The sequence below is a fragment of the Clostridium sp. BNL1100 genome (assembly GCF_000244875.1).
Lineage (GTDB): Bacteria > Bacillota > Clostridia > Acetivibrionales > DSM-1351 > Ruminiclostridium.
The window spans coordinates 198486-212558 of the sequence record NC_016791.1 but is presented as its reverse complement, the minus strand read 5'-3'; the positions used below and the strand labels follow the sequence as shown (position 1 = coordinate 212558).

At 36.2% G+C, this 14073-nt stretch carries 15 protein-coding genes; 9 read left to right on the top strand and 6 right to left on the bottom strand.

Features of this window, described 5'->3' with window-relative positions; translation table 11 throughout:
- Positions 1 to 63 precede the first annotated feature (63 nt).
- The 6 genes from CLO1100_RS00980 to CLO1100_RS00955 all read left to right on the top strand — a co-directional run bounded on the left by CLO1100_RS00980 (position 64) and on the right by CLO1100_RS00955 (position 6675).
- Positions 64 to 1053 (top strand): hypothetical protein, encoded by a 990-nt coding sequence (locus CLO1100_RS00980; protein ID WP_014311897.1) that lies wholly within the window; start codon positions 64 to 66, stop codon positions 1051 to 1053.
- A 394-nt stretch (positions 1054 to 1447) separates the two neighbouring features.
- On the top strand, positions 1448 to 3223 hold the full coding sequence (locus CLO1100_RS00975; RefSeq protein ID WP_014311896.1) for an ABC transporter ATP-binding protein: 1776 nt from the start codon (positions 1448 to 1450) through the stop codon (positions 3221 to 3223).
- A gap of 10 nt (positions 3224 to 3233) precedes the next feature.
- Positions 3234 to 3929, top strand: a complete 696-nt coding sequence (locus CLO1100_RS00970; RefSeq protein WP_014311895.1) for a S8 family serine peptidase — start codon at positions 3234 to 3236, stop codon at positions 3927 to 3929.
- A 4-nt stretch (positions 3930 to 3933) separates the two neighbouring features.
- The gene (locus CLO1100_RS00965) at positions 3934 to 6060 is read left to right on the top strand and encodes a radical SAM peptide maturase, CXXX-repeat target family (RefSeq protein ID WP_014311894.1); all 2127 of its coding nucleotides are present in this window, start codon (positions 3934 to 3936) and stop codon (positions 6058 to 6060) included.
- A gap of 19 nt (positions 6061 to 6079) precedes the next feature.
- Positions 6080 to 6370 carry a CXXX repeat peptide modification system protein gene (locus CLO1100_RS00960; protein ID WP_014311893.1) on the top strand — a complete coding sequence of 97 codons (291 nt, stop codon included), beginning with the start codon at positions 6080 to 6082 and terminating at the stop codon, positions 6368 to 6370.
- A 116-nt stretch (positions 6371 to 6486) separates the two neighbouring features.
- The gene (locus tag CLO1100_RS00955; RefSeq protein ID WP_041700135.1) at positions 6487 to 6675 is read left to right on the top strand and encodes a hypothetical protein; all 189 of its coding nucleotides are present in this window, start codon (positions 6487 to 6489) and stop codon (positions 6673 to 6675) included.
- A 45-nt stretch (positions 6676 to 6720) separates the two neighbouring features.
- Here the strand turns inward: CLO1100_RS00955 and CLO1100_RS00950 are convergent, their stop codons facing one another.
- The 4 genes from CLO1100_RS00950 to CLO1100_RS00935 are packed head-to-tail and all read right to left on the bottom strand — an operon-like array spanning position 6721 to position 9084.
- Positions 6721 to 6963 carry a DUF3788 family protein gene (locus CLO1100_RS00950; protein ID WP_041700134.1) on the bottom strand — a complete coding sequence of 81 codons (243 nt, stop codon included), beginning with the start codon at positions 6961 to 6963 and terminating at the stop codon, positions 6721 to 6723.
- Positions 6964 to 6966: 3 nt separating this feature from the next.
- Positions 6967 to 7335 carry a hypothetical protein gene (locus CLO1100_RS00945; protein ID WP_014311891.1) on the bottom strand — a complete coding sequence of 123 codons (369 nt, stop codon included), beginning with the start codon at positions 7333 to 7335 and terminating at the stop codon, positions 6967 to 6969.
- 12 nt (positions 7336 to 7347) lie between these two features.
- Positions 7348 to 7761, bottom strand: coding sequence for a hypothetical protein (locus tag CLO1100_RS00940; RefSeq protein ID WP_014311890.1), 414 nt, complete (start codon positions 7759 to 7761; stop codon positions 7348 to 7350).
- 12 nt (positions 7762 to 7773) lie between these two features.
- The gene (locus CLO1100_RS00935; protein ID WP_014311889.1) at positions 7774 to 9084 is read right to left on the bottom strand and encodes an alpha-galactosidase; all 1311 of its coding nucleotides are present in this window, start codon (positions 9082 to 9084) and stop codon (positions 7774 to 7776) included.
- Between the two features lie 123 nt (positions 9085 to 9207).
- On the opposite strand from CLO1100_RS00935, the gene CLO1100_RS00930 reads away from it, so the two are divergent.
- The gene (locus CLO1100_RS00930) at positions 9208 to 10071 is read left to right on the top strand and encodes an AraC family transcriptional regulator (protein WP_014311888.1); all 864 of its coding nucleotides are present in this window, start codon (positions 9208 to 9210) and stop codon (positions 10069 to 10071) included.
- 261 nt (positions 10072 to 10332) lie between these two features.
- Positions 10333 to 10629, top strand: a complete 297-nt coding sequence (locus CLO1100_RS00925; RefSeq protein ID WP_014311887.1) for a hypothetical protein — start codon at positions 10333 to 10335, stop codon at positions 10627 to 10629.
- A gap of 13 nt (positions 10630 to 10642) precedes the next feature.
- On the opposite strand, the gene CLO1100_RS00920 is transcribed toward CLO1100_RS00925, so the two are convergent.
- A complete protein-coding gene (locus CLO1100_RS00920; protein WP_014311886.1) occupies positions 10643 to 11515 on the bottom strand; it encodes a GyrI-like domain-containing protein in 873 nt (290 codons plus the stop codon).
- A 117-nt stretch (positions 11516 to 11632) separates the two neighbouring features.
- Positions 11633 to 12982 carry an effector binding domain-containing protein gene (locus CLO1100_RS00915; RefSeq protein WP_014311885.1) on the bottom strand — a complete coding sequence of 450 codons (1350 nt, stop codon included), beginning with the start codon at positions 12980 to 12982 and terminating at the stop codon, positions 11633 to 11635.
- A gap of 142 nt (positions 12983 to 13124) precedes the next feature.
- On the opposite strand from CLO1100_RS00915, the gene CLO1100_RS00910 reads away from it, so the two are divergent.
- On the top strand, positions 13125 to 14021 hold the full coding sequence (locus CLO1100_RS00910; RefSeq protein WP_014311884.1) for a DUF4846 domain-containing protein: 897 nt from the start codon (positions 13125 to 13127) through the stop codon (positions 14019 to 14021).
- Positions 14022 to 14073: the final 52 nt, after the last annotated feature.

Below are 14073 nucleotides of genomic sequence, written 5' to 3'. Positions count from 1 at the left end.
GCCAAAGTACATCTCATCGTTCATCATAACTCCCTCTAATATATCATAGAGGAGAAACATGCCATGTTGAATAATAAGAATTACACAAAAGTTTACAGGCCTCGAGGAGATAGTATCCCAAGCAGATATTGTTTTTATGATTGTATTGCTACATATGCAGGAATAGTAGGCCGCGATTTTGAGTTATGCTTTCTCAGTTCCTGGGAGTTTAAATATATTAACGATCCCAATAAGGATATTAGTCAGAACCTTTTATTGTCCCCCGATTATTTAAATGACTTAAAAAAACATCATGGGATTATAATACAATTCTTTTATGAAGAAAAGGATAACCGTTCTTTATTAATGAACATGCTGCAAAAAAATCTATTTATCATATTGAAAATTGATGCATATTACATCCCATGGGACCTCTCATATAAAAAAGAGCACGGCCCGCACTATGCCATAGCTGTCAGAATTGATCCGGTTTCAAAAAAACTAATAGTTACCGACCCTTATTATGATCAGGCAAACGTATCTTTTGGAGTACTGGATGAAGCAATTGAATGGATTCAAGGGATTTCCATAGCAGAATGTATTACATCCCCAAATTTAAATGCAGCTGAAGCACTCATTGATACTATAAAAAAGAGATTTGAACTTGTGGGCGGTAAAAACTCATTCCACATGATAGAGGATTTTGCACATGATATCGATGACCTTATGAATCACCAGTTTGAGCTGCATAATTCCTCTCTGATAGATATTCGAAGCGATAACCTAAAGTATGTTCTCATTAATATATATGAAAGGCGGCAGGATTTTTCCGTATTATTGGAATTTTGCTTTAGAACCCTGAAACAGGTAAAAAGTGAAGCTGCTAAATATTTTCAGGATAGAATTCTGGATATAATAAATCGTTGGAATATCATTCAGCTTACATATGTAAAAGCTGTTTTATCGAATAATTTAGCACTAACGGAAAATCTAAAGGATAAAATACTGTTCTTAGCTAAAGCAGAACGTCTGTTGACAGAAGAACTAATTGATTTTTTTGGAATTATAATCTAGCATAGCTTGTAAGCGGAATTTACCTTACTCAGTGTAATTTTATCTTGGGTGAGAATCTCCATTTCATTATCGTTATATTCCGATACTATGCACTCTTCCTCATATTCATTATTATTGAAACTCTCAAAATGCTTGACTGCAAAAACTTGTCACTTATCAGTAAGAACACTATCAATCCTATCCTGTAATTCAATCATACAAATTGACAATTAACCCCTTACATGGTAAATTATTTATAAAGTACAGATATCATACAAAATTCTATTTTTCTATTTTATGCAATAGATGCGTCCTAATGGATATTCTCTAATACACGCCTTTTTGTAGTCAGTCTGGTTTACACTTATTTTTTAAAGATAGAAACAATTAAACAGGTAAATGTGGGGACTGAATCATGAAGATAAAATTTTTAAAGCAAGAAGATATAACCTTGCTTAAAAGAGCTCTAAAATATGTATTCTCATATAAGACTAAATTCGTACTGGCTTTTGTATGTATAATCGGAGGAATAGGGATAGGAATAGCTCAGCCTCTGTTTTGGGGTGGAATATTAGACAGCTTTTTTCAAAAAAGCATGGCTGGTGCCATACCCAATATAGTATACAGTCTGTTACTTGGTATCCTTGCAAGCATTATTTCATATTTACAATCTTACATCTTTTCTTCATTAAACCAAAATATAATATTCGACTTAAAAAGGGATATGTACAAAGCCATTCTGGATCTTCCTGTAAAAGCTTATGATGAAATAAATAATGGAGAATTAATGTCCAGATTACATGGAGATGCAGGTGAGGTTGCAAATGCTATTACCAACACGCTAATAAATACTGTTGTTGATATCATACGTCTTATAGCCGTAGGAATAACCGTATTTACCATAAGCATTAAACTGGCTTTGATAGTTATAATTACTTTTCCCATATCTTTTTACATCTTTAATACATATGGAAAAAAAATCAGGGCCGGCAATAAACAATTATCCAAATTGAATGATAAATACTTTAGCGACTCAGGCCAAACCATCTGGGGTATAAGAGAAGTAAAAAGCTTAGGAATTAAAAAAGACAAGTTTGAATCATTTACACAGATTGCAAGCAAATTAAAGGAAATGATTATAACTGTAATATTGCTTGGTGCAAAGTCTCAGGCTCTTTCAGATATTGTGAACCATATAACTTATATCGCAGTCGTTTTAGTGGGAGGAATGTTCGTTGTAAACGGCTCATTAGACATTAAATATTTTATTGCCTTCAATTCATACTCCGGTCAATTTTCAGGGTCACTTTTAAGCATAAGCAAATTTAACATGAATTTACAACAGGTTATGAATTCCCTTGAAAGAATATTTCACTTGATAGACGGACTTACTTATTCCCCTGAGAAGTTTGGTGAAAAAAGTATAGATAATAGTACTGGAGAAATTAAATTTGAAAATGTCTCCTTTAGTTATGAAAGCCAAATAAATGTACTGGATAACGTAACTATAAACATTCCGGCTAAAAGCAGGACAGCCATTGTAGGAAGCAGCGGAAGCGGCAAAACAACCGTCTTCAATTTATTGCTACGACTTTACCAGCCCTGTAACGGGCATATATTCATTGACCACACAGAAGTAAATGAAATCAAGGAAGAAGATTTACGCAGGCATATTTCAGTAGTACGACAAGAGCCTGTTCTATTTACAGTATCTATAAAAGAAAATCTGTTGCTTGCAAACCCGGATGCCTCTCAGCAGGAAATAGAAAGTGCCTGCAAAAGGGCTTATATTCATGATTATATTGAATCCTTGCCTGATAAATATAATTCTGTGATTGGAGAAAACGGTGTAAATCTTTCTGGCGGTCAACGGCAAAGAATAGCTATAGCCAGAGCCTTATTAAAAAAGTCAAAGATAATTCTTTTTGACGAGGCCACCTCTTCTCTGGATAATGAATCTCAATTTTACATAAAAAAAGCCATTGATACCTTAGCTGAAGATTGTACCGTAGTACTGATAGCTCACAGACTTTCTACAATAATAGAAGCCGATGTTATATATGTAATGGATAAAGGAAAAGTAGTTGGCCGAGGCAATCACCATTCATTAATTCATACCAATAAAGTATACAAAAATCTGTACCAAGCAGAAGTAGAGCTTATAAATGACAATAGCAGGGATGTGATTTGATATAGAGGAATTGGGCAAGAAAATCAAGATTGCCGTAATTGATAGTGGTATAAACACGCAAATGTGCAATTTGAATAAGTGTGTAATACACTCAACAGGTTTTGGTGTTAATAGTGAAGGATATATAGAAGAGAACAAAACCCTGCCTGCGAGAAACCTTCACGGTACCATAGTAGCTGCGATAATACACCATATTTGCAGTGATGTTGAGCTTATAAGTATAAATATCCTTGACGAGAACCTTTCGTCAGACGGAAGAATACTTGCATATTCCCTAAGTCAGGTATTTGACTACAAGCCTGACATCATACATATGAGTCTGGGTACTGTAAAAAAAAGATACATATTTCCACTTCGAAAAATAGTAAAAGAGGCAAAAAGACTCAATATAACGATAGTAGCTGCCGCTGAAAATCTACAAAGGGTCTCCTACCCAGCTTATCTAAAAGGGGTTATTGGCGTAAAGGCAGGCTGGTTTGATGATTGTATGAAGTATTCCTATAAACAGGGGTTTTTCCATGCTCCCGCAGGAATTGACGGTATAGAGTTCTTGCAAGAAATACCCGACATTCAAAACGTAAGAGGTACAAGCCTATCGGCAGCGTATATATCAGGGCATTTGGCTCGGATGTTAAAAGATAAGAATAATCTTTCCTATAAGGAAGCTAAAGAAGCTCTACAAAAGGGACTTTTAAAAAAGGAGTGATAAAGTGGGAAATAGTACAAATATCAAAATGGGAAGTTTAGCCCCTTCGTGGGAAGGTCTGGATGGAAGGCCAAAGAATATAACCTTCTGCGTAACAGAAGACTGTAACCTTGCCTGTAAATACTGCTATATGACAGGTAAAAACAGTTTTAAAAAGATGACCTTTGAAACAGCTAAAAAGGTTGTGGACTATTTACTTTCTGAAAGAGAGACTTTTAATGAAAAATCAGTAATATGGGAATTCATAGGCGGAGAGGCTTTTGTAGAAATTGAGCTGGTGGATAGAATAACAGACTACATCAAGCAGCAAACCTTCCTCCTTGACCATCCTTGGTTCAACAGCTACAGATTATCCTTCTCAAGTAATGGTCTTCTTTACAGCACACCGGCGGTTCAAAAATATATTAAAAAGAATAAGGCACACCTCTCTATCGGTTTAAGTGTAGATGGAAATAAAGTGAAACATGACTTGCAAAGAATAAAGCCGGATGGCAGCGGCTCCTATGACGATGTAATTAAAAATGTACCTCTCTGGCTAAGCCAATTTCCGGACTCCTCTTCAAAGGCTACCTTTGCCCATGATGATATTCCTTATCTTAAAGATAGTATTATCAGCCTTTGGGATATCGGTATAAAAATTGTAGCCGCAAATGTAGTGTTTGAGGATGTATGGAAGGACGGCGACGACATAATTATGGAACAGCAGCTCAGGGAGCTTGCTGATTACGTTCTTGAGAACAAGCTATGGGAAGAATACTCTGTAAGATTCTTCGATCCCAGCATAGGTAACCCGCTTACAGAAGAAGACATAAATCAAAATTACTGCGGTGCAGGAAAAATGTTGGCAATTGACTGTGACGGCAACTTTTATCCATGCGTAAGGTTTTATAGTATCAGTCTAAATAACCGGAAAGCAATATGTGTTGGAAACTCTGATAGTGGGATTAATCAGGACAAGCTAAGACCCTTTCAAGCTTTAAGTCTCAAAAGTCAAAGTCGGCCGGAATGTGTTAAGTGTGAAGTGGCCAGCGGCTGTGCTTGGTGTCAGGGCTGCAATTACGACCTGGCGGACACTGATACTATTTACCAAAGGGCTATACATATATGCAAGATACATAAAGCGACTGTTAGAGCAAATCAATACTTCTGGGACAAGTTTGAAAGTGTATCCGGCTTGCCTTCTCAAAGAAAAAAAGCTGCACTGGACAGAAAACAGCAAAACAAGAGCTACTTACAATTTATAACTTCAGATAACATCATACCCCATTGTTCCTATAGAAACACAAAGTCAACTAACAATATCATGACTCCCGAAGTTTTAGAAAAAGGTATCGCATTTTGCGAGGCAAAGGGGTATACACCTGTTTTTTTAGGGGTCCCACAGGGAGTAAATGAAGAAAAACATCAGGAATACCTTACTATTGATAAGGCAGGACAAGCCGGGAATGCCATTTCAGTATATGACAATAGTGCAGACAACCAGGATGGAGAAGCTCCCGGCATTTTACTTCTTAACAGGCATAATATACATAACTTATATGAATTAATAGAGAAACTTTTCAGTGTGGTCTATAGGATAAATCTTGAGATTGAAGATATTAATGAATGGAATGACCAAGATATTCAGCAGTACAAAATTCAGTTAGCTAGAATAGTTGAATTTGTTGCAAAAAAATACGACCAAGACGAAGAAATTGAAATAAACGTATTGACCGATATATGGAATTTGAATGCTATGAAAAACTGTGACGCAGGTACCAATACTTTTGCACTTGCGCCAAACGGAAGAATTTATATATGTCCGGCATTTTACTTTGATGACCCTGATTGTCACATAGGCACTATTTCGGACGGTATTGATATAAAAAATCCCCAACTGTTCCAGTTGGAAAATGCACCTATATGCTCCGCCTGTGATGTTTACAACTGCAACAGATGTAAATACCTAAACAAAAAAATGACAAATGAGATAAATACACCTTCAAAAATCCAGTGTGTAATAAGCCATATAGAAAGAGAACATTCTAGGAAGCTTCAAAGACTACTCAAAGAAAATAACTCCTATAAATTCGAAAATACACTAAGAGAAATTGACTATAGCGACCCATTGGAAAAGCTACTAAAAACATAAGGGAAGGAAGGAGCTTATTATGACTAGAGAATTAGTTGGCACCGTCACCAAAGAAGAAAGAAATGAATTACTAATACTTTTCGAAAGAAAAATTGGAATTGAGGAGCTTTCAGCTACTCTGGAAAATGATTTACTCTCTACTGATAAAAAAGAAATTATGCAGGATAAAATGATATCGGAATTGGGCAAGGTCAAACAAAATATGCAGATATGGTGGGATAAAATGTATAAAAAGTATAACTGGAAAAGCATTGAGGGATATCGCTGGAATATAGATTTTCAAACCTGTGAAATATTTTTAACTAAATAGTAAGATTAGTTTATCTTTTATCTGCAGATAGACACTAAGAGACCAATTTAAGGGAGGTGTTGTTATGGATCGTTTATTTTCTAATAAAAAAATCGGTAAGTCAAAGAAAGATGTAAATGGTTATTCTTGCAATGCTTTTTGTTCAGCTATTTGTATTAGTGCTTGCAGTTATAGTTGTAGTGGTAGTTGTCAGTATGGTTGTTCAGGTTGTGATGGTACTTGTAGTAATCTGCTTGGACGACTTTGAGGTTAATCTATCAATAGTCATTAATTGCCCAAGGACCTACATAACGAAAAAATTGTAACAAGATTAAAAAGTAAAAGTCTATCTGCAGATATATATTAAAAAATCAAGACCTCACAGGTTTCTTCTTGATTTTCATAAGCTCTTTAATATCATTGATTTCTTCCGCATTGAGAACCCTATAATAAAGCCAGCCTCCGTCACCACATGGATAACGGCTTTCCCATATTTCTTTTGTCCTTGGCAAGAATCCGTCCATCTTATCAAGCATTTTTGCCAGTTCATTCTTGCCAATCTGAAAGAACACCGTAAATATGTATTCACCTCTTCCGGCTTCGTACTTCCCCATGCCTTAAACAAAGCGCTCTCTGTAATGTATGATATTAGATATTATTAAAAACGAAAAAATGATACCCGAAGTAAGAGGTACTTTTCCATTTTGTAAACACCAAATAACATTTACCAGCATAAAGAAAATATAATAAATAATCATTAGCCGATAACCCCATTTTTTAAGGAACAATAATCCAACTGCCGCAGTTATAAGAACTAATGAAAGTAATATATTCATAACACTGTTTGAATAAATCGGCAGAGGATTCATGTGGAATCCCAGTTTATTAAAATATCCGGGGAAAATAGTTGCTCCTATTGAAAACATTGCAGCCAAAATAAATAAATCGGCAATTACCGTTATTAAAATGGGCCTCTTTTCATTCATCTATTCCCCTCCTTAACGTAAATCGTCAAGATATTTGCCGATATCTTTTTGTTTTGCAAAGTAAGATATATTTTTATCTCTTATATCATTTCTCTGCACCTCAAAATCTCTGGCTCCCTCTAAAATACTTATTCCCTTACCGGATTTTAATATTATAATAATACCAGCCTCCGGAGTCGTACCAGCAAACTCCGGATTTTCTCTTATATCATATGAGTTATTAAACCACTTAATTATATTATCAAATAAGACAGGGTCTTTTATTTCTGTATGGCCAATTACCTTAGCTCCCCAACTCTCTATTCTTAGGACATCCTCTTTCCTTATCTCTTTATGAACGGACTTGTCCAAAGGTATCAAATATTTAATACCTGCAAGAGAAATAAGAATAAAAAGTATAGGTATAACCACTAATTTTTTAATCATAATTTAATCCCTTTAAATATCAGTATAAAGGATATTTATGGAAACTTCAAACAGTTTTGCCCCGTGAGGTGCAATAGTTACCTCCAATTTCTCATCAATATTGTTTATGGTATCATTACGCCACAATTCTTCAAAAACACACCCTTTAAAACAGTCAAATCCTAGCTCATCAGGAGTTATTTGAACATTTCTTACTCGGTCACTGAGGTTGAATACGGCAAGATAGCAAAACTCCTGTTCTGTATCCCTTGAAAACCATATCGCTTGCTTATCATCCCTTGAAATCTGTTTAGCACCTGTTGAGTGGGTCAGAAGACGTAATACTTTCCTATTAGTCATAAGTTCCAGTGTCCAATTATCCAACTTGGTTAGTTCTGCCCCAACCATAAGGGGAGAACGGAATATACACCAGAGGGTCATCATAGTAATCTGTTCTTCTCTAGTAAAGTTTGTTAATCGTTCTTCCCCGAAGCCTTTACCGATATACCCCAGAGGAAGCATGTCACAATCAGGGTAGCAACCTTCTGAAACATGATTTTGCCAATTTTCACATCTCTCAAACATATTCTTTAACAGCGGCCAACTATCCCAGAAGTCATCTGTAATTCTCCACATGTTCGCATATTTTTCATAGTGCCATGCTTTATTTATAAGAGCTGGCCCCGGCGACAAGCTTAAAACTATTGGACGTCCGCAATTTTGTATAGCATTATAAAGCATCTCAATTTCTTTTTCAGCAGATTTCATGTCAAGTCTGCATATATCATCACACTTTATAAAGTCTACTCCCCATTGGGCATATAAATTAAATATGGAGTTGTAATACTCCTGAGCTCCTTGTTTATTAACCTCTAATCCATACATATCAGGATTCCACATACAAATGGAATATGGGTCAGAAATCTCATTCGCTGTTCTATCAGTTCCGAAAACCCTCATGTGATTGTGGGCTGCTATTCTGGGAATACCTCGCATAATGTGAATCCCAAACTTTAGCCCAAGGCTATGAACATAGTCAGCCAGAGGCTTAAAACCCCTACCGTTAACAGAGGACGGAAAACGCTCCGGACATGGAAGAAGTCTGGAGTATTCATCAATTTCCACTCTACCGAAGGGTACATATTGAAATTCGTCTCTTTTCAAACCTGCCTCATGGCTATACCAGGATATATCAACAACTATATATTCCCATCCGAATTCCTTTAGGTTTGCAGCCATAAAATCCGCATTTTGCTTAACCTGTTCCTCATTGACTGTAGTATCATAGTAATCATAACTGTTCCAACCCATGGGTGGCGTAACAGCAAACTTATTTTTATTCACAATTTATTCTCCATAAGTAAAATTTTGATATGTATTCTTTGATTTAATCTCTATATAAAGTATTATATAATTAGGCTTTTTCACCAACAAGAGTAGTTATCTGCAGAGAGGGGTAATTTTTTGATGTCATGGAAATTAGGCAATTTTGGTTTTTTTGGTTCAGACATTATTGGCGAACAATCATTAAGTATAAAAGATTTAGGATTGGAATCAAGACAAAAAGAAAACTATATTTATGATAATTCAATAAGAGACTACCATGGCTACCTTTTTCAATACACCTTAGACGGGTATGGGATATATGAAAACCGGAATACCCGGTACAAACTGACAAAGGGTAAGGCTTTTTTAATATCCTTTCCGGAGGAAAGCAAATACTATCTTTCTCAAGCAGAGGATGATCCTGAATATAGTTGGACATTCTTTTATATACACTTTTCGGGTCCTGCCGTGGCACCGTTTTTTAATCGTATCCGTGAACTAACCGGTTCCGTACTGGAATTAGAAATAGACAGTTTACCCATCAGTTACTTTTTTGAATTATATAATAACCTTCAAAGTCAAAGACCGGTAGGCCACTATATGGGTAGTGAATGGCTCTATCGTTTTCTAATTGCTTTACTGCGAAACGTAGAATTTCCACCTACCGGAAAATCAAGCCCCCACGTAGCTGCCGCAATAGAATGGATAAATAGAAACTACTCAAAGCAAATAAATCTTGAGGAAATGTGCCCGGAGATTGGTGTTACCTATTCCCATCTCACAAGACAATTCTGTAAAGAACAAGGAATTTCTCCTGTACAATATTTAACCAAAATTCGCCTGGAACACGGGATGCAGCTCCTTTTGAATACCAATCTGTCTATTCAGAAAATTGCAGAGGAATGTGGCTTCTCTTGTGCCAATTATTTTACTAAGGTATATAAAAAAGCAATTCATATAACACCTGTTGAATACCGGAATCAACATAAGCTTACCGGGATATAAATTTCTTGCAAAATTCTCACATAATGGATATAATCTTTTTAGGGAAAATTAAATAGTTGCCGTGATTACTAAGTGGTGCAAACACTTAGTAACTCATGCAGGTGTTACGAGCACCCACACGTATGGACGAAAGTCCACCACAGCAACCAGTTTTTATTATACTTGGTTTTGTTTCTTTTTGCAATCAAACAAGTGCGTGTAGGGTCACACCTATCCGCACTTTTTAATTTTCCCTCCATTTTTTCTTTGGAGGGAAAATATATGTTTAATAAAAATAACGATATTTTTAAGAGCAGGGAAAGTTTCATTTTATCTTGTATGGATAGGAGAATTGATGAGTTGAGCGACGAGTTCAGCAATTCCGCTGATTGTTTGGAGATTTATAATAAGTATCAAGACATCTTAAAGAAGCTGGCAAATTTATTGCCTTCTGAAACCTTTGCACTGGTTCTGGAGCTTGATAGCATAAATGGGAAACTTTCTTCCGACAATCAAGCTTTCTTCTATAAGCAAGGATTCTTTGATTGCCGGACGGTTTCTAAGTTTTTGAATAAATAAAAGAAGCTAAATTCTATTTATAAACCGGTATCCAGATTTCTACTATAAATTTATTATCGCCCACTTTATAGTACATTTCAAATTCAGGGGCATCTGCATGTTGATAACCTGATGAGGGAAACCATTCCGGGTATATGCGTTCCCATATTGCCTGTACCTTTTCTGAAGTTTTGTCCTCGGTATGCTCTTCTGTCGGGAAAATGGCCCAAGTCAGCTTTGGTATGTCCAGTTCTACAAAGCCTTCAGGAATACCTTTTTGCGGAGTTTTTTGACATAACATATAATGATACGTCCCATCATCCTGATGCCCGTACATTGCAGCATTCAGCAACATATCAGGATTCCTGCAGTCAGCAGCTTTTAAAATACGTTCCATAGTCCCGTCTTTAATTGATTTAAGCCAGAATGAAGGTATTTTCTCATAACATTTCCCATCTACCTTACTTACAATTGTATCAACACCAAATACTGAAAAACTTTCCTTCTCTTCAATTCTGTAATTCATCTCCATATCTCCTTTAATCGAAATATGGAAGGATATGCGTGGATAGGCTTTTAGCTGTATGCCCATATCACGCGCTGATGTGGGCGTAACACCATGTAGATTTTGAAATGCACGGGTAAATGCGTCGGGGGACTCATATCCGTATTTGAACGCAAGGTCGATTACCTTTACACCTCTGTTCTGAAGTTCAAACGCTGCGAGAGTTAGCCGTCTGCGTCTGATGTATTCAGACAACGGTACATCTGTAATGAACGAAAACATACGTTGAAAATGATAGGTTGAACAACATGCCTTTATTGCAGCTTCGTCAAAATCAATCTCTCCCGTTAAGTTATCTTCTACATAGCAAATTGCTTCATTCATCTTATCAAGCCAGTTCATACGCATAACCTCCCTTCAATAATCAGTCTAACATGGACAGAATTATATATCCCGTCAATTCATGCACTATATTGCAGGGTATCCCTCCCCCTAACTCCCCTACGCTACTTACACTTTTTATTTTACCGGCATATGTAAAACTACTTCTGTATCCATTTCAAGTTCAGGTTTATTAAGCTTATATTCTTCAAAAAACCAATAGTCTCCCAAGTCAAATTCCGTACTTTTGGATAACCATTTAAGAAACTCGCCCCATGTCCAACCGTTATAACTGTATTTTGCTTTCATTATGGCATAGTAACCGCCTTTAAACTCTTCCAGCTTAATATCCGGATTATCAGCTCTAAATTCTTTATCGACTGTAACATGGATTTTATAGAAAAAATCTTTATGACCTATTCTCTCATGGTTGTAGTAAGCAAAAAACCTGTGTGTCTTGCTGTCATTAAAGAAGCCTTGGGAATCTGCCCATTTAAAAAAGAAAGCACGTGCTTTTTCAGCTGCATCTTTTCCGGTTGCAGTATATGTAGCCGTCAACATAGGTTCTATGTAATCAAATGTTTTGGTTATGTCATACTCACTGGATTTCACAGCTATAGGCATATATAAGTCTATTCCACCGATATGGGTGGCATTATCATCAAAGCCCAAGTGCTCTTCCAACCACTGGTGTCCGCCATAAACATATTTGCTGTCCGAAAGCCAGTTTTTAAAGCGGTTCCACGCCTTGACGATTTCATCCCCTATATTACCATCCTGTCCTCGCTTAACGTTTGTAACAGCGTAAAGTCCTCCGTCTAGAACTTTTTCCTTTACAAGGTCATCCTTTATAACTATATTATCTGCAACAGTGACGCACACTTCGTACCCGTATTCTACTTCATCGGGAGATGACGGATTCGGGTTATTGTATCCGAAAATACGTAAATTCTGTTCATTTACATTCAGACTATTCTTATTAAGCCATTCTGCCATTACAGCAAAAGCATGGTGCTCAGGTTGTTTTCCATAATAGCAAAAATATGCTACACGAGTTGGCTTCAGTTCTTTCAAAACCTTTATGTCAGGATAATTCTCAATAAGTTCTTTGTCCTGAATATCAAAATACTTTTCCATAATATCAATCCTCTCAAAGTTGTACAAGTTTTTCTGTTTCCTATAATCACTTGGCAGAAATCCCGTTACACGTTTGAAAGCTCTTGAAAAGCTGTCTCCGCTTTCAAAATCAAACTTTATTGCAATATCAATTAAACAAGTATTGCTACTTTGTAGCTCAAAAGCCGCCAGGCTAATCCTGCGAAGCCTGATATATTCTTTTACCGAATAGCCGGTTAGTGCAAAAAACATTCTATAAAAGTTTGACATAGACATATATGCTTTTTGTGCTGCAAAGTCCAGGTTAATCTTGTTTTCAAGATTGTCTTCAATGTAATCAATGGATTTCTGAATTCTTTCATAGTAGTTCATCAAAGAAGCGCTCCTTTAGTCTCTTAAGATGAGAATATAATAGCATACCGGAATTGCAGCTGTCCGACTTTTTTTCCAAAAATATCGCCTTACATATGCATTAATTTGGAAATTTGGTACAATGAGTTCAGGAGGATGATCTATGAAAAAATTATTAATTACGATTATGCTAGTCCTACTTACTGCATGTTCAAATACAAATCCTGCTCAAACCACTAAAAGCACTGTCTCAGTACCAACACAGGCATCCGGCATACCTTCTCATACAATCGAAAAACCTGAGAATCTTATTAATTCCAACGGACAAACGGTTCAGCAAAGAATCAGGGTTCCTAAAGGCTTTGAAAGAATAAATGTAGAAAAGAACTCCTTTGGTCAATACCTTAGAGATTTATCCGTAAAGCCCGATGGTACGAAGATAAAGCTTTACAACGGCGAGGTAACGGAAAAAAATGTTCATGTTGCAGTTCTTGATATTGATGTGGGCAATAGAGATTTACAACAATGTGCTGATGCAGTTATCAGATTAAGAGCTGAATATTTGTACAATCAGGGACTTTACAAAAGAATACACTTCAATTTTACAAATGGATTTAACGCTGATTACTGGAAATGGATGAATGGAAACAGAATTGTAGTTAAGGGTAATAACATCTTCTGGGTTAAAAATACAAATTATTCAAAAGAATACAGTAGTTTCAGAAAGTATCTGGATGTAGTTTTTGCATACGCAGGAACCTTATCTCTTTCAAAAGAGATGAAATATGAATCTGTAGAAAACATGCAAATAGGAGACGTATTTTTAAAAGGTGCTACTCCCGGTCACGCTGTTATCGTACTGGATATGGCAGAAAACAAAAAAACAGGAGAAAAGATATTTTTGACAGCACAGAGTTACATGCCTGCACAAAGCATTCATATTCTAAGAAACCCTGAAAATGAAGCTCTAAGTCCTTGGTACTCAACTAATTTTGGTGATACGTTGAAGACACCCGAATGGGATTTTGACCAAAACCAGCTCATGAGGTTTCAAAATTAAAATTGCCAATTCTAATCAGGCTTATTTGAAATCCTGAAAAAAATTGGCAATA

Bases quoted from the DNA above. Each gene is read 5' to 3' on its own strand.
- CLO1100_RS00980 (WP_014311897.1), top strand. From the start codon at position 64: ATGTTGAATAATAAGAATTACACAAAAGTTTACAGGCCTCGAGGAGAT.
- CLO1100_RS00975 (WP_014311896.1), top strand. From the start codon at position 1,448: ATGAAGATAAAATTTTTAAAGCAAGAAGATATAACCTTGCTTAAAAGA.
- CLO1100_RS00960 (WP_014311893.1), top strand. From the start codon at position 6,080: ATGACTAGAGAATTAGTTGGCACCGTCACCAAAGAAGAAAGAAATGAA.
- CLO1100_RS00955 (WP_041700135.1), top strand. From the start codon at position 6,487: ATGGTTATTCTTGCAATGCTTTTTGTTCAGCTATTTGTATTAGTGCTT.
- CLO1100_RS00950 (WP_041700134.1), bottom strand. From the start codon at position 6,963: ATGGGGAAGTACGAAGCCGGAAGAGGTGAATACATATTTACGGTGTTC.
- CLO1100_RS00945 (WP_014311891.1), bottom strand. From the start codon at position 7,335: ATGAATGAAAAGAGGCCCATTTTAATAACGGTAATTGCCGATTTATTT.
- CLO1100_RS00940 (WP_014311890.1), bottom strand. From the start codon at position 7,761: ATGATTAAAAAATTAGTGGTTATACCTATACTTTTTATTCTTATTTCT.
- CLO1100_RS00930 (WP_014311888.1), top strand. From the start codon at position 9,208: ATGTCATGGAAATTAGGCAATTTTGGTTTTTTTGGTTCAGACATTATT.
- CLO1100_RS00925 (WP_014311887.1), top strand. From the start codon at position 10,333: ATGTTTAATAAAAATAACGATATTTTTAAGAGCAGGGAAAGTTTCATT.
- CLO1100_RS00920 (WP_014311886.1), bottom strand. From the start codon at position 11,515: ATGAACTGGCTTGATAAGATGAATGAAGCAATTTGCTATGTAGAAGAT.
- CLO1100_RS00915 (WP_014311885.1), bottom strand. From the start codon at position 12,982: ATGAACTACTATGAAAGAATTCAGAAATCCATTGATTACATTGAAGAC.
- CLO1100_RS00910 (WP_014311884.1), top strand. From the start codon at position 13,125: ATGAAAAAATTATTAATTACGATTATGCTAGTCCTACTTACTGCATGT.